Origin of the sequence: Martelella mediterranea DSM 17316, from assembly GCF_002043005.1 — a bacterium.
In the GTDB taxonomy this organism is placed as follows: domain Bacteria; phylum Pseudomonadota; class Alphaproteobacteria; order Rhizobiales; family Rhizobiaceae; genus Martelella; species Martelella mediterranea.
Map to the genome: position 1 here is coordinate 3,973,849 of NZ_CP020330.1, position 22,073 is coordinate 3,995,921.

Annotated in this window: 24 protein-coding genes; 4 read left to right on the forward strand and 20 right to left on the reverse strand. The window is 62.5% G+C overall.

Translation table 11 applies throughout. From position 1 onward, the window contains the following. The first annotated feature begins 140 nt into the window (after nt 1-140). A complete protein-coding gene (locus Mame_RS18495; protein WP_033410875.1) occupies nt 141-782 on the forward strand; it encodes a TetR/AcrR family transcriptional regulator in 642 nt (213 codons plus the stop codon). Nucleotides 783-853: 71 nt separating this feature from the next. Further along, nucleotides 854-1,312: a hypothetical protein gene (locus tag Mame_RS18500; protein WP_018066709.1), complete on the forward strand. Its 459-nt coding sequence runs from the start codon at nt 854-856 to the stop codon at nt 1,310-1,312. A gap of 58 nt (nt 1,313-1,370) precedes the next feature. Here the strand turns inward: Mame_RS18500 and Mame_RS18505 are convergent, their stop codons facing one another. Beyond that, on the reverse strand, nt 1,371-1,748 hold the full coding sequence (locus tag Mame_RS18505) for a VOC family protein (RefSeq protein WP_210162283.1): 378 nt from the start codon (nt 1,746-1,748) through the stop codon (nt 1,371-1,373). Between the two features lie 45 nt (nt 1,749-1,793). Further along, nucleotides 1,794-2,603, reverse strand: a complete 810-nt coding sequence (locus tag Mame_RS18510) for an SDR family NAD(P)-dependent oxidoreductase (protein WP_018066707.1) — start codon at nt 2,601-2,603, stop codon at nt 1,794-1,796. A 53-nt stretch (nt 2,604-2,656) separates the two neighbouring features. Here Mame_RS18510 and Mame_RS18515 point away from each other — a divergent pair, with 53 nt between their 5' ends. Continuing rightward, complete coding sequence (locus Mame_RS18515) at nt 2,657-3,040, forward strand: winged helix-turn-helix transcriptional regulator (protein ID WP_018066706.1); 384 nt, start codon at nt 2,657-2,659, stop codon at nt 3,038-3,040. 275 nt (nt 3,041-3,315) lie between these two features. Here the strand turns inward: Mame_RS18515 and Mame_RS18520 are convergent, their stop codons facing one another. The 12 genes from Mame_RS18520 to Mame_RS18570 all read right to left on the reverse strand — a co-directional run bounded on the left by Mame_RS18520 (nt 3,316) and on the right by Mame_RS18570 (nt 14,724). Beyond that, nucleotides 3,316-3,975 (reverse strand): CDP-alcohol phosphatidyltransferase family protein, encoded by a 660-nt coding sequence (locus tag Mame_RS18520; RefSeq protein ID WP_018066705.1) that lies wholly within the window; start codon nt 3,973-3,975, stop codon nt 3,316-3,318. Nucleotides 3,976-4,061: 86 nt separating this feature from the next. Then, on the reverse strand, nt 4,062-5,015 hold the full coding sequence (locus tag Mame_RS18525) for a phosphatidate cytidylyltransferase (RefSeq protein WP_018066704.1): 954 nt from the start codon (nt 5,013-5,015) through the stop codon (nt 4,062-4,064). Then, nucleotides 5,012-5,686, reverse strand: coding sequence for a lysophospholipid acyltransferase family protein (locus tag Mame_RS18530; protein WP_018066703.1), 675 nt, complete (start codon nt 5,684-5,686; stop codon nt 5,012-5,014). The genes Mame_RS18525 and Mame_RS18530 overlap by 4 nt, the downstream gene beginning before the upstream one ends. 107 nt (nt 5,687-5,793) lie before the next feature. Beyond that, entirely contained in the window at nt 5,794-6,000 is a 207-nt protein-coding gene (locus Mame_RS18535) for a hypothetical protein (protein ID WP_018066702.1), read from the reverse strand. Between the two features lie 152 nt (nt 6,001-6,152). After that, complete coding sequence (locus Mame_RS18540; RefSeq protein ID WP_155122148.1) at nt 6,153-6,839, reverse strand: hypothetical protein; 687 nt, start codon at nt 6,837-6,839, stop codon at nt 6,153-6,155. 383 nt (nt 6,840-7,222) lie between these two features. Then, a complete protein-coding gene (locus Mame_RS26775; RefSeq protein WP_155122149.1) occupies nt 7,223-7,393 on the reverse strand; it encodes a hypothetical protein in 171 nt (56 codons plus the stop codon). Between the two features lie 276 nt (nt 7,394-7,669). Beyond that, complete coding sequence (locus Mame_RS18545; RefSeq protein WP_018066699.1) at nt 7,670-9,343, reverse strand: GMC oxidoreductase; 1,674 nt, start codon at nt 9,341-9,343, stop codon at nt 7,670-7,672. A gap of 123 nt (nt 9,344-9,466) precedes the next feature. Further along, the gene (locus tag Mame_RS18550; RefSeq protein WP_026173809.1) at nt 9,467-10,552 is read right to left on the reverse strand and encodes an ABC transporter ATP-binding protein; all 1,086 of its coding nucleotides are present in this window, start codon (nt 10,550-10,552) and stop codon (nt 9,467-9,469) included. Nucleotides 10,553-10,561: 9 nt separating this feature from the next. Next, nucleotides 10,562-11,440: a carbohydrate ABC transporter permease gene (locus Mame_RS18555; RefSeq protein ID WP_026173808.1), complete on the reverse strand. Its 879-nt coding sequence runs from the start codon at nt 11,438-11,440 to the stop codon at nt 10,562-10,564. Beyond that, entirely contained in the window at nt 11,437-12,321 is an 885-nt protein-coding gene (locus tag Mame_RS18560; RefSeq protein ID WP_026173807.1) for a carbohydrate ABC transporter permease, read from the reverse strand. Before Mame_RS18560 ends, Mame_RS18555 begins: the two co-directional genes overlap by 4 nt. A gap of 154 nt (nt 12,322-12,475) precedes the next feature. Continuing rightward, nucleotides 12,476-13,708, reverse strand: coding sequence for an ABC transporter substrate-binding protein (locus Mame_RS18565; RefSeq protein WP_018066695.1), 1,233 nt, complete (start codon nt 13,706-13,708; stop codon nt 12,476-12,478). 62 nt (nt 13,709-13,770) lie between these two features. Further along, nucleotides 13,771-14,724 (reverse strand): sugar phosphate isomerase/epimerase family protein, encoded by a 954-nt coding sequence (locus Mame_RS18570; protein ID WP_018066694.1) that lies wholly within the window; start codon nt 14,722-14,724, stop codon nt 13,771-13,773. 264 nt (nt 14,725-14,988) lie between these two features. Here Mame_RS18570 and Mame_RS18575 point away from each other — a divergent pair, with 264 nt between their 5' ends. After that, on the forward strand, nt 14,989-16,017 hold the full coding sequence (locus Mame_RS18575) for a LacI family DNA-binding transcriptional regulator (protein WP_018066693.1): 1,029 nt from the start codon (nt 14,989-14,991) through the stop codon (nt 16,015-16,017). Nucleotides 16,018-16,065: 48 nt separating this feature from the next. On the opposite strand, the gene Mame_RS18580 is transcribed toward Mame_RS18575, so the two are convergent. The 6 genes from Mame_RS18580 to Mame_RS18605 form a co-directional block, all read right to left on the reverse strand. Further along, nucleotides 16,066-16,815, reverse strand: a complete 750-nt coding sequence (locus Mame_RS18580) for an SDR family oxidoreductase (protein WP_018066692.1) — start codon at nt 16,813-16,815, stop codon at nt 16,066-16,068. 158 nt (nt 16,816-16,973) lie between these two features. Beyond that, entirely contained in the window at nt 16,974-18,032 is a 1,059-nt protein-coding gene (locus tag Mame_RS18585) for a DUF2218 domain-containing protein (RefSeq protein WP_018066691.1), read from the reverse strand. A 13-nt stretch (nt 18,033-18,045) separates the two neighbouring features. After that, a complete protein-coding gene (locus Mame_RS18590) occupies nt 18,046-18,849 on the reverse strand; it encodes an ABC transporter ATP-binding protein (RefSeq protein ID WP_018066690.1) in 804 nt (267 codons plus the stop codon). Further along, a complete protein-coding gene (locus tag Mame_RS18595) occupies nt 18,846-19,880 on the reverse strand; it encodes a FecCD family ABC transporter permease (RefSeq protein WP_018066689.1) in 1,035 nt (344 codons plus the stop codon). The genes Mame_RS18590 and Mame_RS18595 overlap by 4 nt, the downstream gene beginning before the upstream one ends. Then, nucleotides 19,877-20,902 (reverse strand): FecCD family ABC transporter permease, encoded by a 1,026-nt coding sequence (locus Mame_RS18600; RefSeq protein WP_018066688.1) that lies wholly within the window; start codon nt 20,900-20,902, stop codon nt 19,877-19,879. Before Mame_RS18600 ends, Mame_RS18595 begins: the two co-directional genes overlap by 4 nt. After that, nucleotides 20,899-21,909: an iron-siderophore ABC transporter substrate-binding protein gene (locus Mame_RS18605; protein WP_018066687.1), complete on the reverse strand. Its 1,011-nt coding sequence runs from the start codon at nt 21,907-21,909 to the stop codon at nt 20,899-20,901. Before Mame_RS18605 ends, Mame_RS18600 begins: the two co-directional genes overlap by 4 nt. Nucleotides 21,910-22,073 lie beyond the last annotated feature (164 nt).

The following is a 22,073-nucleotide window of genomic DNA, read 5'->3' on the forward strand; positions in this document are numbered from 1 at the left end:
GGCGGCGACAGCCCAAAGCCGGCCTGAGATTTGGGGAGGTGAAAGCGACATGGCGTTCAACGCGTGCGAAAGATGACAGTGGCGAATCTTTATGATACACTCGTACCACAAAAAATAACCATAAGCGAGGCCGGCCGCCCATGCCACGAACCGTCGACCACGACGAACGTCGCTCCATGATCCTGGAAGCCTTCATGCGCCTCGCCGCGCGTGAGGGATTGCATGCCGTCTCCCTGCGCGGCGTTGCCGCCGAAGCCGGCATCTCGCTGCGATTGGTGCAGTATTATTTCGAGACCAAGGCCAGGCTGATGCAATCGGGCCTCACCGCTCTCGAGACCATCAGCAATGAACGCCTGAGTGCCCGTCTTCAAAGTCTTGGGCCGTCGCCCGGTGCGCGGGCCACGCTCGAGGCATATTTCGCCGTTGCGCTTCCCACCGATCGCGAAAGCCGCCAGTTTCACCTGCTCTGGACCTCCTATGCGATGCTCGCGATGACTGACCCGGAGATTTCGGACCGAACCTTCGTGGATGGCCCCGACCGGCAGCAGGAGCGGATCGCATCGCTGTTGGAGAAGGGAAAATCCGACGGCGCGTTTCATGCCGCTCTCGATAGCGAGATCGAAGCAACCATCCTGATATCCCTGATACACGGCCTCGGAACCGCGGTTCTCGTCGGCCAGCAGACGGCAGAGCGCGCGTTTGCAAGCTTCAGGCATCACCTTGACCGTTTGACCGCAGAAGCAAGCGGAAAGCCGGATCGCGATCGGCAGCGTTCAGAGTAAACACCGTCTCCGGCCTGGCGGAGAACGCTCTCATTCCTCGATTGAGAAGACGAACCAAGGAGCAGCCCTTGATGACAGACCTCATCCTTCCTGCAACCGCTCTCGCCACAGCGCTAGCCTTCATCGGCCTTGGCGGCGGCCTCTACGAGGTCGGCGTGATTGATCCCGCCTGGCCTCGACGACCGGACCTGATACAGCCCGATCATGGCGGCATATCGCGCAAGCGCTTCTGGATACCGGCACACGCGACTTTCGAAGTGCTGCTCGTCATCGCGCTTGCTCTTTCTTGGTCCATTGCCGATGTGCGGTTCTGGCTTCTGGTCGCGATGGCAAGTCACGCCGTCATGCGGTTCTGGTCGGCCTTCGATTTCATTCCGAAGGCGCTCGCTTTCGAAAAGGCGGTCCCCGGACCGGACACGGAAACCGCTGCAAGGCGATGGACGCGCCGAAGCCTGGCGCGCCTGCCGCTGGACATCATTGCCTGCGGCGCAATGCTGGCCGCCACGATTGCAGCGGCAGGGGTCGCATAGGCGCCGCAGGGCAAACGGTTGCTCCCGTTGCCGGACCAAATGCATGTGGGCTGCACTCTTATTGATCGCCTTGAAACACCGCTTCCACGTTGTTGCCATCCGGGTCTATGACGAATGCCGCATAATAGGCATCGTGATAGTTCGGGCGTATCCCCGGTGCGCCATTGTCGGCGCCGCCGGCGGAGACGGCGCCTGCATGAAAGACCGCCACCTCTTCTCGGTTCCTGGCGCGAAAGGCGAGATGAAGCGGGGTAGGCATCGGGCCCGACGCGCCAATAATGAAAAGTTCCACGCGCTCCCGGCCGAAACCGGCGACCCCGCCCTCGGGGCGATCGATAAAGAACTTCTTCTCTATTCCGAGCGGCGCGAGCGCCGCTTCGTAGAAGCGCTGCATGTCCGCGAGGCGCGTGGTTTTGAGGCTGACATGATCGAAGATGCTCATTCCTGTTTCCTGACTGAGATGGGACCTTGGGCGGTCGTTTCAGATCGTCGGCAGCATTCCGCCGTCGAGACGAAGGTTCGAGCCGGTGATGTAGGCGGCGCGCGGGCTGGCAAGGAAGCAGACGGCATCCGCAATCTCCTCCAGCGTTCCCACCCGACCAACGGGGACCGCCGCAAAGAGCGGAAGGACCGCGGCCTCGACGTCATCCCAGGGCGCATCCGGCGCGATGCCCCTGGTTTGCGCGACCTCGCGAAACCTGAAGTCGAGCTTCTCGCTGTGAATTGTGCCGGGGGAAACCGTGTTCACGGTCACGCCTTCGGCGGCGGTGGCTTTCGCCATGGAGGCCGACATCGCAAGCATCGCCGCCTTGGCGGCGGAATAATCCGGGTTCGCTGCGGGCGGCATCAGTCCGGCGAGGCTGGCGATATTGATGATCCGTCCCCACCGCGCGCGCCGCATAGCCGGCAGCACGGCGCTTGTCACGCGCACGGCCGCCAGCACATTGGCGTCGTAGGTCGTGGCCCATAAAGCGGCCTCCGTCGTGCTCCAATCGGACGCGCCGCCCGAACCGCCCGCATTGTTGACGAGAATGTCGATATCGCCGGCGGCGGCTCGGGCCGCGGACACCATTGTCTCGACCTGAGCCGCATCGGTGAGATCGCCGGTTACGACATGCGTCGTTCCGCCCGTGGCCTCGATCTGCTCCGCCACGCCGCGCACCTGGTTTGCGTCGCGGCCGTGAACGATGACGGTTGCGCCTTCCAGGGCCAGCCCCCGTGCAATGCCTGCGCCGATGCCCTTGCTGCTTCCGGTCACCAGGGCAATCCTGCCCTCAAGATGTAGATCCATGAACCGGCTCCTCTTACTGTGTTACGTTGAGCCCGTGATTTAGGAGTGCCGCGATGGATGCCGCAAGAACGCACCAAAAAGTGCCTGTCAACAAACTGGAGCGAGGCGCCTGCCTTGGCGCGGATGGCGCGGTTGCGCATGTGACGCGTTGCCTGCGGATGATCAGCGGACGCTGGAAACTGCCGATCCTGTTTCGCCTCTATGCCGACGAGATGTTGCGAAGCTCACAGCTTCTGCGCGACATGCCTGACGTGTCGCAGAAGATGCTCACCCAGCACCTGCGCGCGCTGGAGGCGGACGGTCTGATCCTGCGAACGGATTTCGGCGAAACGCCTCCCCGGGTGGAATACCGCCTGACAGAGCGCGGCCAGGCCCTGATGCCGGTTCTGCTCGCCGCGCGCCAGTTTGCCGAGGACCATGAGCGGGCCGTCAAATAATGGGATGAAGACGCCAGACGAGCAAAGCCTCGTCGGCCGAAAGGTCGTTGCCTACTGCCTTGCGGAAGACGTTTACCGATGTCCGTGAAAGGCGGAAGCGACCACGCACGCGTGGTCGGGGCACACAGCGCCAATCGCGGTGCAGGGGCAAAACCATCATCATGTCGCTGGCCGGCAAACTGCTTCGGCTGACTCTGGAGAGCGCTTGCCTGGGTCCTGTCAAGAACATCTTGCAGCCGCCCTGCCCTTCTTTCATGGTTTCGCGCTTCAACGGGCTATTGCGGTTGGCGGGCCTCGGCCCGCAGCAGCTTGCGGATTCGTCTTCCCCGGCGCCAGCAGGTGACCGCCGCAAGCGAGACGATCAGCCACAATGCTGCCTCAAGCACGAAGCCGATGGAAAGCCCAAGCATGGGTGCCGTCAGACACAGCAATGCGGCAATCGTCAGCGTCGCCATCCGCTGGGGCTTTGCCATCGGGCCACGGTAATCGGCGGGCTGGCCGAGCGATTGCGCAAAGGCACGAAGATAGGCCGTGAAAATGGCAAGCGCCGCGGCCGCCCAGCCCAGCTCGGGCATGCCCGCCCCATAGCCCGCGCCGACAAGGATGAGCGTGTCGGCAACACGATCGGGCGCCTCGTTCCAGAACGGGCCATCGTCCGCCGCGCGACCGGCCTCGACCGCGAGCATGCCGTCGAACAGATTGCACAGAAGGCGCAACTGGCAAAACAGCGCGGCTGCGAGCAAGAGGACGATCTGCAAGGCCCCGGCCGCATCGCTGGAAAACGCGAATGCCAGGCCGGCGATCCCCGCCATCACCATGCTCAGAAACGAGACCTGGTTTGGCGTGATCGGCGTCTTCGCAAGCATGCGGACAGTCGCTTGCGCCCAGGCCGTCTGCCGGCTGGCAAGGGGCCGACGATGTTCAAGGTCGGGCATGGCTATTCCCCTCCGTCATGGTTCTCTTTGGATCGATCTGTCGACACGCCCTGCCGGCGGCCGCGTTCCAGATGACAAATACCGTGCTAGCTGGTCGACCACCAGAACCGGACGAGATGAAAGAAAATCGGCGCCGCGAACACGACCGAATCCAGCCGGTCGATGAAACCGCCATGGCCTTCGATCAGATATCCCCAGTCCTTCACGCCCCTGTCGCGCTTGATGGCCGACATGACTAGGCCGCCAAAGAACCCCATGAGCGCGATGGCGAAGGCGAGCAAGCCCGCCTCAAGCATGGAAAACGGCGTCATCCAGCTGAGAAGCGCGCCGATCAGCGTCGCGCTCGCAACGCCGCCGACAAAGCCTTCGACCGTTTTGGAAGGCGATAGCCGCGGGGCGATCCTGTGCCGGCCGAGAAGCTTGCCACAGACATATTGCAGAACATCGCTCATCTGCACCACGAAGATCAGGAACACGATCAGCAGGATGTTACGCCCGTCATAGCCGGGTATGTCGAGACTGAGCAGCGCAGGGACATGGCTCGCGCAGAAGACGCAGATCATCAGGCCCCACTGGGTTTCCGCTATCCGCACCAGGAAATCATCCACATCCCCTCGCAAAACCGCTAGGATCGGAAGAAAGAGGAAGGCGTAAACCGGAATGAAGATCGAATAGATGCCATACCGTTCTGCCCAGACGAGATAATACTGGACCGGCAGGACGACGAAGAAAGCGGCGAGCAGAACCCGATGGTCGGCGCGCGTGGTGTTCGTCAGCGTCGCGAATTCCCTGAGTGCTGCGAAGGACAGAAGCGCAAACAGCACAACGACGCCGGTCTTTCCCGCGAGAAAAGCGATGCCGAGAAGCGCGACCATGGCCCACCACGCGCGGATGCGGGCGTTCAGGTTCTCGATCGCATCATTGCCACCGTCAGGAGAAAACTTTCGTTTCAGCACATAGCCTGTGACCGAGGCAACGACGAGAATAAGCCCGACGGCCAGAAGCATGTATCCGAGTTCCGGGATCGCGGTCGTGCTCATGACTGCTCCGTTCCACGATTGCAGACAGGCTCGTCCTCATCCGCGAGCGCCAGAAGCCGGTCACGCGCCCTTTCCAGAAACGCCGCCTTGCTCTCCCCGGGATCAAGCCGAAGCGCCGCTCCGAAGCGAACGACGCAAAGCAGCGGAACCGGCAGGAATTCCCCCTTCGGCAATACTCTGTTCAGGTTGGAGATCCAGACCGGCACGAAGTCGACATCGGGCCGCGCTTCGGCAAGGTGAAAAATGCCGCTCTTCAACGGCAGCAATCTATCCTCGGTGGTGTTGCGGGTTCCCTCGGGAAAAACGATCAGAGACGACCCCTGATCGAGCGCTTCCGCCATCGCAGTGATCGGATCGATATCGGCATGCTCACCATTTCGGGCGATCAGAAGTGACCGGAAGGCGTCGACACCGATGAACCGGCGCAGACGAGAGGCTTGCCAGTAGTCCGCTCCTGCAACAGGCCTGGTCTCGGCCCGCAAGCCCGGCGGAAGCACAGTCCAAATCAATATGAAGTCGCCATGGCTCGCGTGGTTGGCGTAAAAGACACAGGGCTCGGTGTAGGCCTCATCGCTGTGACGGACACCACGAACGGCGGTGATCAGGCGCGCGAGAAAGCCGATCAGCGCGGCAACGAAACCGGCCGCAAATCTGCGAACAACCAACCTCATCCGACCACCACGCAAAAATCGAATCCTGCCATCGGCACCTTATAGCCCGCAGCATTCTCATGAACAAATCGCATGGTCCTCGACAGTGCTGAGCGATAGCCCCGGTCTTATGTCCGCCTGATTCCATAAATTATGGCTGCTGCCGCCACGGCCATCGGTGCCCAGAAATGGATGAAGCCGATCTGGCTCCAGACGCTGAATTCTTCACGGCATCCGGTGGGGTTCATCCCGCAGCCCAGGGGCACGAAATAGGAGAACCACACGAATGTTCCGATGAGGAGCAGGATGCCGCACAACAGGGAGAGTATTTTCATGAGTGCTTGCCTTGCCTATTTGCCGTCCAGCGCCGCGATCGTTCGCTGGGGCGGCCCGGCTGCCGATCGCTCACGCGTCGGGCCAACGCGAGAGATGCCGTTTCAATTTGCCCGCAAACCTGTCGCAGGCAATCCGCTGCTTCCCTCATACGCTATCCCGCGAATTCCGTAGCGCGATGGTACATGCTCACGAGACGGCGGCGGAACGCCTGGCGCTGCTCATAATCGGCAACGGAGGCTGCCCGGCTCAAATCCTCGCATTGTCCCGCAAATCCCACGGCCTCGACGTCCTCCGCGCAACGGCCGAGCCAAGGCGCGGATTGCGCGACCGCCCGACTATGGATTTCCAGCGCCCGGTCGCACAGCGCCGGCATGTCGTCGCTGCAGCCCATCGCGAAGGCCAGATAGGCGATATACTCGGGCTGCCATATTTCGTCATCCACGCCCATCTCGTCCGCATCGGGGATGCTGTCAGCGAGGATTTCGCACCCGTTGCCGTCGATGAACGGCGCGGGATTGTGCAGGAAGCATGCGCGAGAGAGTTCGGCAAAGGCCCGGTCGATCCGCGGCTCTCCAGTGAGGCCGTTGCGATAGATGATGCCCAGATATTTGCAGGCATAGGGACCGATGCCGACATCGTCGGAGCCGCACACCCTTTCCATCCTCTCCCGCGCCGCTTCATAGTCGCGAAGCGTGACATTCAGAAAATAGATCTTGCCGGCCTCATAACAGCCGCCCATCTGAAAGCCCGCATTGCATGACGCTTCATAGGCAGCGAGCGCCGCCTTCGCATCCCCGAGCTTTTCCGCCGCCACGCCGGCCTCCCAACAACTGTCCACATTGGCCTCCGGTACGCAGTCCAGAATGGTCTGTTCGCCTCTCGATACTCCGGCGCTCTGCGTCGGCTCAGCAGCCGAAGCACCCGTGGCAACCGCCCCAGTCATCATCAAAAAGGCCGCCAAGATTGATCGCATTTTTTCTCCCAGTCAGCGGTTCGGTCTTGCCGGACGCTCGCCCCCTGCGCCGCGCTATATTCCAGAGGCGGTCTACTGCTTCCACATATCGCGTTTAATCGCGGCCCATAAGCAATCTAGAAGCGAAACGCAGTGGTTTATAGCTTGGGTAGGCAAACCTCGACCCCGCAACGAGTTCCCCCTTTTATAGCCTTCACTTCGCTGCCTGTCACACCAATCGGCTCGATCTTAACCGGGAGTCCTCAATCCTAATCGGTGGCGATGTCTTCAACACGGAACTGTGTCATGACCTGCCTGACCATATCACTCAGCGAGCCTTCATCGCGGTCGAGCCACAATTCGACAGCCGCGTGAATGGCGGCATAATCGAAGCCCATCGGCCTGGGCTGGCCGGCCCGATTTCTTTTCGGGCCGGCCATCGAGGAAATTCTGTTATCTATTTTGGGCTTGGCTCTCTAGCAATGATTGCTTGCAGCAGTGTCTGCCGAAGTTTACACGCATTTCAACCGCGATTTGCGCCTTGCGGGCATCCCAAATGACTGCGGCCAAGCTGGTTATCTGCATCAGGTCTTGATGGGACTCGGACCAGCGATCCGTTGTTTAGCGGCTGCAGCGGCGCCAATTTTCTCATTTCCATGGAGGTATAGTGACTTTATCAGGCGACTTCCCAGGTCGCCCGGTGGTATGGGCTTCCGTTACTGGTTCTTGGCATGGGCCGCAGAACTGACCGAACCGGCGTCACTGCCCAGGTTGCGGCAGGCCCGGATCGTCAATGCCATGACCGTGAGCGTGGTCCCGGCAACGCCGCTGCCGGGAAAGGCGCTCGCATCCGTGACCAGAACGTTCGGCGCGTCCCAGAGCCGGTTGAAGGGGTCGAGCACGGATGTTTCGGGGGTTTCGCCCATGCGCGCGCCGCCGGTTTCGTGGATGGCCGCTCCCATGCGCATCGTCTTGCCGAACCAGAGACGAAACATCATGCGGCTGAAGGGATCGGCTTGCGGAAACGCGCCCTTTCCGAATTCCTTCAGACCCGAGGGCGAGCCGATGAATTCCAGTTCGCCGCCGACGTCGCGGATCATGTCGACCATGGTCTCCTCCTGCTGCTTGAGAAGCGCCTGTTCCGCCTCGTGCATGACGCAGCGGATATGCGGCGCGGGAATGCCCCAGGCGTCCTTGCGCCGCGGATCCAGCGTGATGCGATTATCCGCGTATGGCAGCATGCGGCCGAAGCCGAAGAAGGAGAGCTGCGCGTCTTCATTCGCGCCGACCGGGCTTCGTCCGACGCTGCCCTGATAGTCGAAATCGCCGCGCGCCGGCTCGCTTTCATCGAACCGGGGTATGAATATTCCGCCGGAAGCATTGTAGAACGAATCCTCAGGAGCCGATCCGTCCCGCGCCCAGCCCTTGGCGCCCGGAAACGAGCCGAACGCCAGGCATGGAAGCTGGTCCATGAAATAGCGGCCGAGCAGGCCGGAACCGTTGCCCAGGCCATCGGGATGCCGGGAAGAGGCGGAATTCAACAGCAGCCTGACGCTTTCCACGGGCGAGGCGCAGACGACGACCCTGGCCCCACGGGCGATTTCCGGCTTTCCCGTGACCCGGTCGATGAAGTCCACGCCCGTCGCCAGGCCGGTCGCATCATCCGTGATTATGCGGCGGACGACGGCATTGTAGCGGATGCTCAGCCGGCCGCTCGCTTTCGCTTCTCGCAGGGGGCGAGGCACCCGTTCCGGATCGGGGGCGATATAGCGCCACGAAACCACGTGACGGCCCGGCCACCGGCTCTCGACCGCGGATTTGAAGGCCTGTTCGCCGGGCGTCAGCATGGCGGGCCGGCAATAGATGCCGTCGGGCAGCGTCTCGACATCGTCCCGGTTGCCGTAAAGCCCGAGGCAGCGCTCGACCTCGTCGTAGAAAGGGGCCAGTTCGCTGTAGGAAACCGGCCAGTCCGCCCCCTTGCCCGTGCGCGAACTGATCTTGAAATCCGCATCGGTCCAGCGCAGCAGCACGCGACCGAAACTGTGAAGGCGACCACCGCCCTGCCGTCCGCGAATCCAGAGAAAGGGTTCGCCCTTCGGCGTGGTGTAGGGATTTTTCACATCGTTGACGAAGAAATGGCTCAGACGCTCGGTGAAGAACGCGGCCCGCGCCTGAATCGGCTGGCCCTTCAGCGTCGCGCGCATGCGCTCCCAGATATTGATGGCGCCTGCCGGCGGCTTCTTCCGGTCCGGATCGAAATCCGCCGGCCCGACTTCGCGGCCGGCCTCCAGAAGAAGGACGGAAAGCCCCTGCTCCGTCAGTTCCTTTGCCGCGAAAGACCCGGCAGCGCCGGAACCGATCACAAGTGCATCATATATCTTGGTGGACATGTATTTCCGATCGTATTTGCGTATTGGAGCGCCGGGCGAAGATGGTCACCGATTTTCGATAACCCGACGCGGCAAAGGTAAGAAACGGGATCATCGGGCGCTTCATACTGAGCGCCCGATGATCTAAAGACGGCGTCCGGCTTCATCGAAGAGCGACGCCCTGGCGATATCGATCCCGGGCGCGATTTCGTCACCGGGCCGCAGCGTCACCTCATCCATGGTTCTGAACGAAAGGCTGTTCTCGCCCCGGTCGAACCAAACGATCGCATCGGCGCCCATCGGTTCGACGACAGCGACGCGGCCGGCAATGACGGGAAGCCCCGCCGCCGCGCCGTCGATCACGAGATGCTCCGGGCGGAAGCCGAGCGTTGCCGGGCCGGCGCGCGCGCCCTCCCGGAAGGCATAGCCCGAAAGGTCGAGCGAAAGATCGGGGCTGTTGAAAACCGGCCCACCGTCCGCAAGCTCGATGCTGCCGGAGATGAAATTCATCGCCGGAGCGCCGATGAAGCCGGCAACGAACAGATTGACGGGACGATGATAGATTTCCGATGGCGCGGCCACCTGCTGGATAACGCCGTCGCGCATGATCGCGATGCGGTCGGCCAGCGTCAGCGCCTCCACCTGGTCGTGGGTAACGTAGATCATCGTGTTGCCGAGCTGCTGATGCAGCTTCTTGATCTCCACACGCAGCTCATTGCGCAGTTTGGCGTCGAGGTTCGACAATGGCTCATCGAACAGAAAGACGTCGACTTCGCGCACAAGCGCCCGGCCGATGGCGACGCGCTGGCGCTGTCCGCCGGAAAGCTCCGACGGCTTTCGGTCCAGCAGGTTTTCGAGATGGAGCAATCGCGCGGCGCGGTCCACGCGGGCCTCGACCTCCGCCTTGGGCAGGCGACCCGCGACGCGCAGGCCGAAGGACAGGTTCTTGCGCACGGTCATCTGCGGATAAAGCGCATAGGACTGGAAAACCATGCCTATGCCGCGATCCTTGGGTTCCTCCCAGGTGACATTGTTGCCATGGATCCAGATCTCGCCGTCGGTGATATCCTGCAGCCCGGCGATCGAATTCAGCAGCGTTGACTTGCCGCAGCCGGAAGGGCCGAGCAGAACGAGAAACTCGCGACGGGCGATATCGATCGACAATTCCTCGATGACCGTGTGGTCGCCATAGGCGATCTTCAAATCCCTGACTGAAACAGCGGTTTCCATGATTGAGCCTTATCCTTTGACGGCGCCGGCGGCGATGCCGCGCACGAACCAGCGGCCGGAGAGAAAATAAATCGCCAGCGGCACGAGCGCGGTGAGCATGGTGGCCGCCATGTTGACGTTGTAGAGGCGTTCGCCGGTGGTGGTGTTGACGATGTTGTTGAGCTCAATCGTCATCGGAAGATTGTCCCGGCCGGCAAAGACCAGGCCGAGCAGGAAATCGTTCCAGATGCCGGTGAACTGAAACATCGATGCAACGACGATCATCGGAACGGCCATCGGCAGCATGATCTCGAGCAGGATGCGCCAGAAACCGGCGCCATCGACGCGCGCGGCCTTGAACAGTTCTTCGGGGATCGTCACGAAATAGTTGCGGAACAGAAGCGTGACCAGCGGCAGGCCGAAAAGCACATGCACCAGTATGATGCCGCCGAGGGAGTTGTAGAGGCCGAGCGTGGCCATTGCGCGCACCAGCGGATAAAGGAACACCTGATAGGGTATCAGGGCGCCGGCCATCAGCAGCGTAAACAGAAGCTTCGATCCCCGCACCCGCCAGAACGACAGTGCATAGCCGTTGACGGCGCCGACGAAAACCGAAATGGCGACCGCGGGGATGGTGATCCTGACGGAGTTCCAGAAACCGACGCGGATGCCTTCACATTCCGTTCCGGTGCAGGCAGCCGTCCAGGCCGTGATCCAGGCCGACAGATCGAAGTGACGCGGCAGGGCGAATATCTGGCCGAGACGGATTTCGTCCATGGTTTTCAGGGATGTGACGATCATGACGTAAAGCGGCACGGCGAAAAACAGCACGGCGCTCAGCAGGAACAGGTAGAGGCCGATGCGGCCTGCCGTCATGTGACCTGGCCTTGGCCCGCGGGGGTGGGTCATAGCGTACCTGCCTTGCGTCGGGCGCTGATTGTCTGGGCATAGCGAAAGGGTGCGACGATGATGACAACCATCAGAAGAAGCGACGTGGCGGCAGCCGTGGCAAGCCCCAGATTCTGCCGCTGAAACAGATTGTCCATGATGAACTTGGCGGGCACCTCGGTGGCCGATCCCGGCCCGCCATTGGTGAGCGCGACCACAAGGTCATAGGTCTTGATCACCCCCATCGTCAGGAGCGTGCCGGCAGCCGCGAGCACCGGACCAAGCTGCGGCAGGACGATAGACACGTAGACCCGCCAGACGGGAATGCCGTCAATCCTCGCCGCCCGCCATTGCTCTCCGTCGACGCCGCGCATGCCGGCCAGCGCCAGCACCATGACCAGCCCCGCCCCCTGCCAGACGCCGGCGACGACGACCGCGTAGATCGCCATCTCGCGCGAGGTCAGCCAGTCGAACCGGAAGCTCTCCCAGCCAAGCGCGTTGACGCTGGCCTGCAGGCCGAATATCGGGTTTGCCAGCCATTGCCAGACAAGGCCGGTCACGATGAAGGACATGGCGTAGGGGTAAAGGAAAATGGTTCGAAAGGCGTTTTCGAAACGGACCTTGCGGTCGAGCGCGGCGGCCAGCAGAAACCCCAGGACCAGACAGCCAACGACGTAGAGCACGCCGAAAATCACCAGATTCTGCAACGCCGTCAGCCATTTGCTGGATGAAAACAGCTTTTCGTATTGCGCGAAGCCGACATAGTTCGATGACGGAAACAGCCGGGAATCCGTGAACGAAAGGCGCACGGACCAGACCATCGTGCCGATATAGACCAGGATCACGGCCAGCCATGTCGGCGACAGCGCAACATAGGCGGCGAAGGGGTGTTTGCGTTTCATCGGTTGTTCTCTATCGATGCGGTTGTCGCCCGCCATGCCATGCCATGCCGAAGGCGACGGATCGCCGCCCGGCCCGCACGCCCGGCCGATCAGACAGCGACCGTCCGGGAGCGGCGAGGCCTTTGGCGCGATGTCAGACATTCATGTCCGGGCGTTACTCGAAGACCGCCGAGAACTGCGCGACCGCATCATCGATATCGGGCGACGGATCGCTCCAGAACTCGCCGACGAAATCCGTCAGCATGCCCACCGCCTCCGGCGTGAGCGTGATCGCATGCTCAGGCACGATCTTGCCCTCGGCCATCATCGCCATGCCCTTCTGGGTGCACATGTCGAACAGCGACGCATCGAGATCGGTCCGCGCCGGAATGGAGCCCTTGTTGAGGCTGAACTCCACCTGCACGGCAGGGTCCATCACCACTTCCGCGATCAGTTTCTGGGCCGCCTCGCCGTTCGGGTCGGAAACCTTGGGGAAGCCGAAGGCGTCGCCGATGTAGATCATGCCCGGCGTTGCCGGCGAAAAGGCGCAGCCGAAATCTTCGCCCGGCACCTGTCCGGCCGTCGTGAACTCGCCCTTGGCCCAGTCGCCCATGAACTGGACGCCGGCCTTGCCGGTAATCACCATGGCAGTGGCATCGTTCCAGTTGCGCCCCGGCGAACCTTCATCGACATAATCGCGCATTCTGCCGAAGATCTCGAGCGTGTTTCGAACGCCGTCCGAAGCCAGCACCTCCTGATCGCCATCGGCGTAAATCTTGAGGAAACCGTCAAGACCGACCTGAGACAGCAGGACCATGTTGAAAACCTTGGTTTCCTGCCAGGCCTGGCCACCCCACGCGATCGGCACGAGGCCGGCCGCCGCGAGCTTGTCCATATCGGCGAAGAACGCGTCCCAGGTCGTTGGCTCTTCGGTGATGCCGGCCGCCTCAAAGGCGGCCTTGGAGTAGAACATCCAGCTCTCGCCGTGAATGCCGGTCGGCGCAAGGTAGGTCTTGCCGTCATAGGTGATGTAGTCCGACAGCGCCTTGGGCAGCACGGCATCCCAGTTTCCGGCGGTCGCGACGTCGTCGATCGGGGTCATCAGCCCAAGCGCGATGAACTCCGCGGGATCCTTTCCGACGATAAGCTGTTTGACGGTCGGCGGGTCGCCGGCCACCAGTCGGTTCTGGAACGCGGCATTGGCATTTTCAAATCCGGCGATCGAGGAATTTTCCCACGTGCCGCCGCGTTTTTCGAATTCGCTCTTGATCGCCTGCAGCGCGCGTCCCTCGCCACCCGACGTCCACGAGCTGAAAACCTCCGCCTTTGGCGCTTCCTGCGCCTGGGCTGCGGCAAATGTCGCGGCTAGTGCTACGCTTGCGAGTAATAGTCTGGTTGTGTCGATCATTGTTCCACCTCTTCTGTTTTGGTTCGGGGCCGTTTGTCGCGGCTTCTCCGGTCGTTTTGATGTCAGCGATAGATTGGCAGGAGCGCCTGCCGGACGAGCGTCAGCCCGCCGGCGATGTCGCGCACGGGATCCGGAGCGGCATCGAGTTCGAGGATTGCCCATCCTTCGAAATTGCGATCGCGGAGAAGGCGGATCCAGGCGGGCCAGTCCACCCGGCCCAGGCCGAAACCGCAAAAATAGGGGCGATGGCGATCGTGGATATGCTCGTCAATCGGCGTTTCGGAGGGCATCGGCCCGATCGCATCCTTCCAGTGCGCGATGATCATGCGCTCATGATGACGATCGACGACTTGGATCGGATCGGAACCGGCGAGGATGATGTGGGCGGTGTCCGGGCACATGTGCACATAGGCCGGATCGGTCAGCAGCATCATCAGGTCGACGTCGCGCGCGGCGGCGAAAATGGAATGCGCCTCGGTGTGAACCGCAAGGCGCACGCCGCGGGCAAGAAGGGTCGCGCCAAGCCGGTTCAGGAAATCGGCGATCGCCTTCGCGCGGTCAAGGTCGTGAAACATGGCCGGCTGTGCGCCCGGCGTCTGCCGCAAGGGCGCGCCGATGACCATGATGTCGCTGCCGCAGGCCTTCAGGAAGTCGGCATAGCGCTCGGCCTTGTCGATGATCGCTTCCTGCGCCTCCGGACGGGTGAAATCCCCGGCCGCCTCGAGCTCGGCGAAAAACCCGCTGCAAAGCGTCAGCCCGCGTCCGGAAAGAGCCTCCGCAAAACCCTCGACCGAGCCGTAGGTCTTGATCGCATCCTGCCAGTTGAAAGGCGAGAAGGTAAGCTCGACGCCTGTCACGCCGGAGGACTGAACGCTGTCGAGTATCCGGTCCCAGAAGGCGCGCGGCGCCTCGCGGGCATAGCTGATGACAGCCTCGTGATCGGGGACGTTCCAAAAGCCAGGATGGAAGAAGGTCACCAGGTCAACGCCAAAGCGGAGTCCGTCGCGGGAAGTCATGGCTGCTCCAGTTTCTAGGCATGCTGCATGGTTTGCGGAAAACGTATCCCGCATAATAAAATACAGCAATTTCAAAATGTTGCGAAATGGCAAACGATTGCCATGGCTAGATAATAATCAAGCCTATATTTATTGCAAGTGCTTTTTGGCAAACGTTTGCTATAAGCTTCCGGGCGGATTGGGCACCATGACGCAAATGTCTGGGAGGCAACAGAATTGAACAGAAAAGACAATGTGACTCAGGACGAGCCGTCAGGTCCGCTGATGGCGGATGTCGCCCGGCTTGCGGGCGTGGCAATTTCGACGGTCAGCCGCGCGCTTGCCAATCCCGGACGCGTCAACGAAAAGACGCGCGCGAAGATCGATGCCGCGGCCAAGCAACTGGGCTACACGCCGAACGCCATGGCGCGATCTCTCAGGGTCGGCAAGCCCAACACCATCATGATTATCCTTCCCGGATCGCTCTACTACGGCGCGTCGCAGATCATTCCGCAGGTCCTGCAGAGCATCAACAAGTCGCTGATCAAGGCCGGCTACAATCTGATGATCGCCAACCTCGATCGCGACGAGACCTCGGAACGCTACATTCTCGACCTCGCCTTCGGCGGCACGGCGCGCGGCGTCATCATCCTGTCCTCGAAATTGCCGGAAGTCGACGGCCGCTCGCTTGCGCAGGCGGGGCTGCCGGTCGTCTCGATGCTTCTGGACATGAGCGACGCCGGCACGCCGAGCGTCGTCACCAATGATCGCGCGGCCGTTCGCGCGGTATCCCGCGAACTGGTCGGACTGGGTCACAGGCGGTTCTTCTACCTGGCCGGGCCCGAGGGCAATTATCACGACGTGGAGCGCTATGCGGGCGTCGTCGAGGCATTGGCCGAGGCGGGCCTTGGCGAAGACGCGGTGGTGCGCTCGGGAGGCAGCCTCGACTATCAGCAGGGCTTCAGAATCGGCCTTGAGGGCGTCGCCGATTTCGAAGCGCTCGAAAACCGACCGACGGCGGTGATCGCGACCAGCGACGACATGGCGATTTCCTTCATGAGCGGCATCCGCAAGCTTGGCTTGCGCATTCCGGAGGACGTCTCGGTCGTTTCCTTCGACGGCTCCCCTGTCTGCGCCTTCTGCACGCCGCCGCTTTCGACGATTGAGCAGCCGGTGGAGGAGATGGGCCAGGCGGCGGCCGCCTTGCTGCTTGAGGCTATCGAAAACGGCCCACCGACGCCAGCGAGCTGCACTGTCGTTCCAAGCCGGCTGATCACGCGCGAGAGCATGGCGCCGCCTGCCCTATCGCGCTGAACGACCGCGCCACGTCGGGCCGTTCGGCCGTGGGAAATCAGGGCAGCATCACTTGACGGCTGAATTTCCGCCATCGGCAAAAAGCGCTGAACCTGTAACAAAACTCGATCCCGGGCCTGCGAGGAAGAGCGCGGCCTGCGCAATTTCTTCCGGCTGAGCTATGCGTTTCATAGCGTGGAGACCGGCGGCCCATTCCTTTTGCGATTGGTCACCCGCCATGCCGGTGTCCGTGCCACCGGGGAGAAGTGCATTTGAACGGATATGCATGGCTCCATAATCGGCAGCAATGGCTTTGACCAAACCCATTAATCCAGCCTTGGCCGCTGCGTAAGCTCCCATGCCGGGAAGTCCCACGCTCGTCCCAACGAAGCTCGACGTGAAAATGATCGAGCCGCCACCGCGTTCGAGCATTGCCGGTATCTGGAAACGGCTTCCAAGGAAAGCCGCCGTGAGGTTTGTGGAAATGGTTTGATGCCATTCATCAGCCGTCATGTCTGCGATCGGTTTCATCGCCCCAACCGTCCCGGCATTGTTGAAGGCAATATCAAGCCCACCGAAAACCGTCGTAGCTGCTGCGACCAGCTCCTCGTGTGTGTCGGATGAGGCAACATCTCCGGCAACCAGATGCGCGCGTCCCCCCCTCTCCTCAATCCGTTTCGCCACGCTCTCCAAAGACGATTTGCCTCGTGCGTTCAAAACGACGCTCGCGCCTTCCGCGCTAAACAACAAAGCGGCGGCCCGCCCTATGCCAGAAGACGCACCGGTGATAATTGCAACTTTATTCTCTAGAATTCCCATGAGTATTCTCCTTGAATTGGAGATCAATGGGATAAGGAAAATCCTAGTTTCCGGACACCCGATTCCTGCACAGCCGGCGCCCGCCCTTTCGCTTCCGTCTGCACAATGAGGCGCGGAAGATTCTCTACTGGCTGATCTGTTGTCTGGCTTGTGGGGTATCAGCGCACGTCGTCACTGTCGCGATCCCAGTACCAGGCAACATACATTTTCTTCCGGTCGTGCTGCCGATTTTTCAGGAGCGCGCGGATATCGCGGATGTCGCTTTTCTCGCAGGCGATCCAGACGAAGGTTTCGCTGTCGAGGTCGGCGAGTGCATGGTGGATGGTTTGCGCCAGTCCCTCGGTTCCGGCGGACGAGCGATGCAGCCAGGTGAGGTCGAGTTCGGCCGCCCCGCCGATTGCCTGTTCCTCCGAAGCGCTTTCCACCACGATGATCGCCGTCAACTTCGTTCCGGCCGGCGCCTCCTCGGCGATACGGGCGATCGCGGGAAGGGCGGCCTCGTCGCCGGCAAGGAAAATGTGTTCTGCCTCGGGAACGCCGCCGCCGCCGGGGCCGAGAAACGCCGCCCGGTCGCCGGGCTTTGCATCGCGAGCGAAATCGGCGCCCGGCGTGGCAATGCCCGGGGCCGGGTGCTGAAGGAAATCGACCCAGACTTCGCCGCGTTCGATATCGACGAAGCGGATCGTATAGACCCGGATCAGCAACGCATCCTCGCCCTCCGGCCATTTGATCCGTCCGTCTTCTCCGATCACCGGCCAGACCGGCTCCCGGCCTTTTGGCGGCACCAGCAGACGGACATGCATGTTGCCGCCGACGAACGGCGTCAGATCGGCGCAGACGAATTTCACCCGCAGCATGTGCGGCGTGACGGTTTCGGTGGCGACGACCCGCACCTCATGCAGGTTCGGGGGAACGGCGGGCGGAGGCGGATCGGACCATGACAATTCCAACGCCTCCCCGCCGGCGAAATAGAACAGGTGCTCGGCGAGCATGGTGCGCAACAATTGCAGCCTTGCGGCGCTTTCCGCCGCAAGCGCGATCCGCAACTGGTTGCCGTCCAGCGATATCACCGCCTCGCCGCCCTCGCCGGCAATCGTCACGCAGTCACCGGTTCTTGTGACATCGGCATGGTCGGCGAAGTGCTCGGCGGCCATATCGAGCATCGCGCGCGCATCTTCGGGCCGGGCAAGGCCGGACAGGCGGAAAGTCTCGGTCATGATTGTCGTCCTTTCATAACGTGCCGCTGTGATGGCGTCCCATCGGCAGCATCATCGGTCGCGCGGATACCGGATCGGTGACGATCCTGCTTTCGAGGCCGAAAATCTCCCTGATGTGGTCTTCGGTCAGAACGGTTTCGGGCGTGCCGGCGACATGCAGCCGCCCCGCCTTCATCGCGACCAGATGGTCGGCGTAGCGGGCCGCAAGGTTCAGGTCGTGCAGCACCATGACGATGGTGGTTCCGTTCTTACGATTCAGGTCGGTCAGCAGATCCAGCACCTCGACCTGATGGCTGATGTCGAGAAAGGTGGTCGGTTCGTCGAGCAGCAGGATATCGGTCTGCTGGGCCAGCACCATGGCGATCCAGACCCGCTGGCGCTGGCCGCCGGAAAGTTCGTCGACGGCGCGGTCGGCAAGGTCCGCGGTTCCGGTCGTGTCGAGCGCAAGGGCAACCGCCTGGTCATCCGCGGCACTCCACCGCGAAAACATGGTCTGGTGAGGATGGCGTCCCCGGCTGACGAGATCCGAAACCGTAATCCCCTCCGGGGCCAGTGGCGACTGCGGGAGCAGGCCCAGCGAGCGTGCCAGTAATTTCGTCGGTGTGCGGTGGATGGCCTTGCCGTCGAGCAAGACCTCTCCGCGCTTCGGCGTCAGAAGCCGCGACAGCGTCTTGAGCAGGGTCGACTTGCCGCAGGCATTGGCTCCGACAATCGCCGTGATCTTGTTCGGCGGCACGTCGAAGCTGAGGTCTTCGAGGATGGTCCGGTCGCCATAGCCGGCGAAGATTCCTTGGGCGCCAAGGGTATGCTGGATCATAGCGAACCTCTGTTGACCCGGATGATCAGGTAGATGAGATAGGGCGCTCCAAGCGCACCGGTGACGACGCCGACCGGATAGCGGGCGGGAAGAAGGAACTGCCCGGTATAGTCCGCCACAAGCACGAGGCACGCGCCCACCAGCGCTGCGGGCACCAGCAGCGAGCCGTTGTTACGCATGATCCGCGCCGCGATCGGCCCCGACAGGAAGGCCACGAAGGCGATCGGCCCGGTGATCGCGGTCGCGATCGCAATCAGGCCAACCGCCGCGATGGTGATCAGGAGCCGCGTGCGCGCGACGCCAACGCCGAGCGCGGCAGCCGTGTCGTCGCCAAGCCGCAGCGTTTCGAGATCGCGCGTCCGGCTGAGGAGCAGGCCCCCGAGCAGGACGAGGCTGATCGCAAGCGGCATTGCCTGATCGAGCCGCGCACCGTTGGTGCTGCCGGTCAGCCAGCGCATCGCCTCCTGCAGATCCCACATCGGCGCGCGCGAGAGAACATAGGCGATCACGCTTTCGAGCATCGAGGAGACGCCGATGCCGACGAGGATCAGCCGCGTGCCGGCAACGCCGTTCTTCGCCGCAAGCCCGTAGACCAGCAGCGCCACGCCGAGCCCGGCGGCAACGGCAAAGACCGAGACCACGGGCCCATCCAGCGACAGCACCACGATCGCAAATACCGCCGCGGCACTCGCCCCGGAGCTGATGCCGATAATGTCCGGGCTTGCCAGCGGGTTGCGCAACATGAGTTGGAAGGCGACGCCGCCAAGACCGAAGCTTGCGCCCGCAAGAATGGCAAGCACGGCGCGCGGCAGACGCAACTGGCCGACGGTGAAGGAGAGGCCCGGCACATCTCCGCCCATGAGCACGCGCAGGACATCGCGCGGCGGCGCGAAAGATTGGCCGAGCATCAGCGTCAGCGCGAAGAACGCCGCGAGCAGGGCGAGAAACAGCGCCAGGAAAAACCGCCGATGCCGGGCGCGGCGGGCTCTTGTCGCGCTGACGAGCCGGAATGTCGGGGAAAGATCCGTCACAGTTCACGCACCTGTTGACGCCTGACGATCCAGATGAAGACCGGCCCGCCGACCAGCGCGGTGATGATGCCGACATCGACCTCGCCGGGGCGGCCGGCGATGCGGCCGATGATATCGCTCGCCAGAAGCAGGATACCGCCGCCAAGGGCTGAAAACGGCAGGAGCCAGCGGTGATCGACGCCGACGATCAGGCGGCAGGCATGTGGCACCACGAGGCCGACAAAGCCGATCGGCCCGCACACCGCCGTCGTCGCCCCGCACAGGAGAACCGCCGAAACCGCGGCAACGGCGCGGCCGAGGGCGACGTTTTCCCCGAGGCCGGCGGCCAGTTCGTCGCCCAGCGCCATGGCGTTGAGCTTGCGCGCGGAGATGAAGGCGAGCGCGAGACCGACGACAAGGAACGGCAGAACCGGAAGGATGCGCGAAAATGTGGCCCCACCGACGCCGCCGATCTGCCAGGAGCGGATGCCGCCGGCGATGTCGCCTCTCGGCAGCACGATCGCCATGACCAGCGAAGCAAACGCGATCGAGGTTGCCGCTCCCGCAAGCGTCAGCTTCAGCGGCGTCGCCCCGCCGCGGCCGAGCGAGCCGACCAGATAGACGAAGACGGCGGTGATGCCCGCGCCGAGGATCGCGGTCCAGATATAGGCGTTGGAGGAGCTGATATTGAACCAGGCCACGCCGATGACCACCGCCAGCGCCGCGCCCGTATTGACGCCGAAAATGCCGGGATCGGCCAACGGATTGCGGGTGATGCCCTGCATCAGCGCGCCGGAAAGCCCGAGCGCGGCCCCTGCCAGCACGGCAAGCGCCGTGCGCGGAATGCGCATCGCCACCACGGCTTCGCCGATCGTTTCATCATGCCCGGCAATGGCGGCGGCGATGTCGGAAAAAGACACGCCGCGCGTGCCGATCGCCAGCGAGGCCGCCGCCAGAACGACGACAGCGAGAACGGCCACGGTCAGCCAGAACACTTTCCCGCCGCCACCAAGGCCGGAGGCTATCGTAACCTGCCGCCTCATTCTGGCTTAGCGGTTGACTTTCTGGCCGCTGCGGCAAGCTTTGCCACATAGTCATCAAGTACATACGAGATCGAAAGCGGGGTCGGGTTGGCCGCCGTGCCGAGGGGATTGCGGCCTAGCATGACGACAGCGCCGTTTTCGACAGCCGGCATGTGCCGGAAAACCGGATTCTGCCGCATGGCCTTGAGAAGCGTATCGTCGCCATAGGTAACGACAATATCGACGTCGTCGAAGGCATCGATGCGCTCGACGCTGATCGACCCGGCAAAGCTGCCGTCCTTCGAGGCCGCGATCACGCTTTCGGGGGCTTCCAGCCCGAGATCGCCGAAGAACTGCACCCGGGTATCGTGCGTCGTATAGAAATTCACGACGCTGAGGTCGGTGGCGTCGAGATGGGTGATGAACATCGCCTTCTTGCCCCGAAGCTCCGGGTATTCGGCGACCTCGGCGGCAATCTCGGCCTCGATCCGCGCGATCAGCGCCTCGCCTTCCTCGGGCATGCCGAGCCCTGCGCTGTTGAGGCGGATCATGTCGCGCCAGTTCGTCGCCCAGGGCGCCTCCGGATAGGCCACGACCGGCGCGATCTGGCTCAGCGTGTCATATTCGCTGCGGGTAAGACCGGAATAGGCAGCGAGGATGACGTCGGGCCTGACAGCGGCCACAGCCTCGAAATCGATGCCATCGCCCTCGTCGAACAGCGCGGGCGTGTCGGCCCCGAGTTCATCGAGCCTCGCAGCGACCCAGGGCAACAGCCCGTCGCCGTCATCATCGCCGAAATTGGCCGCGGCGAAGCCGACCGGCACAACGCCGAGCGCCAGCGGCACCTCGTGATTGGCCCAGGCAACGGTTGCGACCCGCTCCGGCTTCTCGGTGATCACGGTCTCGCCGAAGGCATGGTGGACGATGATCGGTTCGGCAAGGGGCTCGCCCGCGAAAGCGGCATCATCCGCGAGGAACCGAAGTGTGGCTGTCATGACCAGGAGGGAAAAAAGGAACAAGCGCAGCATGACGACCTCTTTGATCGCTTAAAGTTGACGCTAGCTTTCATGTTTAACGGACGAGGTCAAGCGACGCACCCGCCCGCCCCCCCCAGACAAGTGCAGGCACAGGAGGATCCTTCAAAAACCGGAAAATATACAATACTGGACTAAAATAATCATGTATTTTCGGA

Excerpts from the sequence above, each read along its gene's own strand:
- Mame_RS18495 (WP_033410875.1), top strand. The coding sequence starts at position 141 with ATGCCACGAACCGTCGACCACGACGAACGTCGCTCCATGATCCTGGAA.
- Mame_RS18500 (WP_018066709.1), top strand. The coding sequence starts at position 854 with ATGACAGACCTCATCCTTCCTGCAACCGCTCTCGCCACAGCGCTAGCC.
- Mame_RS18510 (WP_018066707.1), bottom strand. The coding sequence starts at position 2,603 with ATGGATCTACATCTTGAGGGCAGGATTGCCCTGGTGACCGGAAGCAGC.
- Mame_RS18515 (WP_018066706.1), top strand. The coding sequence starts at position 2,657 with ATGGATGCCGCAAGAACGCACCAAAAAGTGCCTGTCAACAAACTGGAG.
- Mame_RS18520 (WP_018066705.1), bottom strand. The coding sequence starts at position 3,975 with ATGCCCGACCTTGAACATCGTCGGCCCCTTGCCAGCCGGCAGACGGCC.
- Mame_RS18525 (WP_018066704.1), bottom strand. The coding sequence starts at position 5,015 with ATGAGCACGACCGCGATCCCGGAACTCGGATACATGCTTCTGGCCGTC.
- Mame_RS18530 (WP_018066703.1), bottom strand. The coding sequence starts at position 5,686 with ATGAGGTTGGTTGTTCGCAGATTTGCGGCCGGTTTCGTTGCCGCGCTG.
- Mame_RS18535 (WP_018066702.1), bottom strand. The coding sequence starts at position 6,000 with ATGAAAATACTCTCCCTGTTGTGCGGCATCCTGCTCCTCATCGGAACA.
- Mame_RS26775 (WP_155122149.1), bottom strand. The coding sequence starts at position 7,393 with ATGGCCGGCCCGAAAAGAAATCGGGCCGGCCAGCCCAGGCCGATGGGC.
- Mame_RS18545 (WP_018066699.1), bottom strand. The coding sequence starts at position 9,343 with ATGTCCACCAAGATATATGATGCACTTGTGATCGGTTCCGGCGCTGCC.
- Mame_RS18550 (WP_026173809.1), bottom strand. The coding sequence starts at position 10,552 with ATGGAAACCGCTGTTTCAGTCAGGGATTTGAAGATCGCCTATGGCGAC.
- Mame_RS18555 (WP_026173808.1), bottom strand. The coding sequence starts at position 11,440 with ATGACCCACCCCCGCGGGCCAAGGCCAGGTCACATGACGGCAGGCCGC.
- Mame_RS18560 (WP_026173807.1), bottom strand. The coding sequence starts at position 12,321 with ATGAAACGCAAACACCCCTTCGCCGCCTATGTTGCGCTGTCGCCGACA.
- Mame_RS18565 (WP_018066695.1), bottom strand. The coding sequence starts at position 13,708 with ATGATCGACACAACCAGACTATTACTCGCAAGCGTAGCACTAGCCGCG.
- Mame_RS18570 (WP_018066694.1), bottom strand. The coding sequence starts at position 14,724 with ATGACTTCCCGCGACGGACTCCGCTTTGGCGTTGACCTGGTGACCTTC.
- Mame_RS18575 (WP_018066693.1), top strand. The coding sequence starts at position 14,989 with ATGGCGGATGTCGCCCGGCTTGCGGGCGTGGCAATTTCGACGGTCAGC.
- Mame_RS18580 (WP_018066692.1), bottom strand. The coding sequence starts at position 16,815 with ATGGGAATTCTAGAGAATAAAGTTGCAATTATCACCGGTGCGTCTTCT.
- Mame_RS18585 (WP_018066691.1), bottom strand. The coding sequence starts at position 18,032 with ATGACCGAGACTTTCCGCCTGTCCGGCCTTGCCCGGCCCGAAGATGCG.
- Mame_RS18590 (WP_018066690.1), bottom strand. The coding sequence starts at position 18,849 with ATGATCCAGCATACCCTTGGCGCCCAAGGAATCTTCGCCGGCTATGGC.
- Mame_RS18600 (WP_018066688.1), bottom strand. The coding sequence starts at position 20,902 with ATGAGGCGGCAGGTTACGATAGCCTCCGGCCTTGGTGGCGGCGGGAAA.
- Mame_RS18605 (WP_018066687.1), bottom strand. The coding sequence starts at position 21,909 with ATGCTGCGCTTGTTCCTTTTTTCCCTCCTGGTCATGACAGCCACACTT.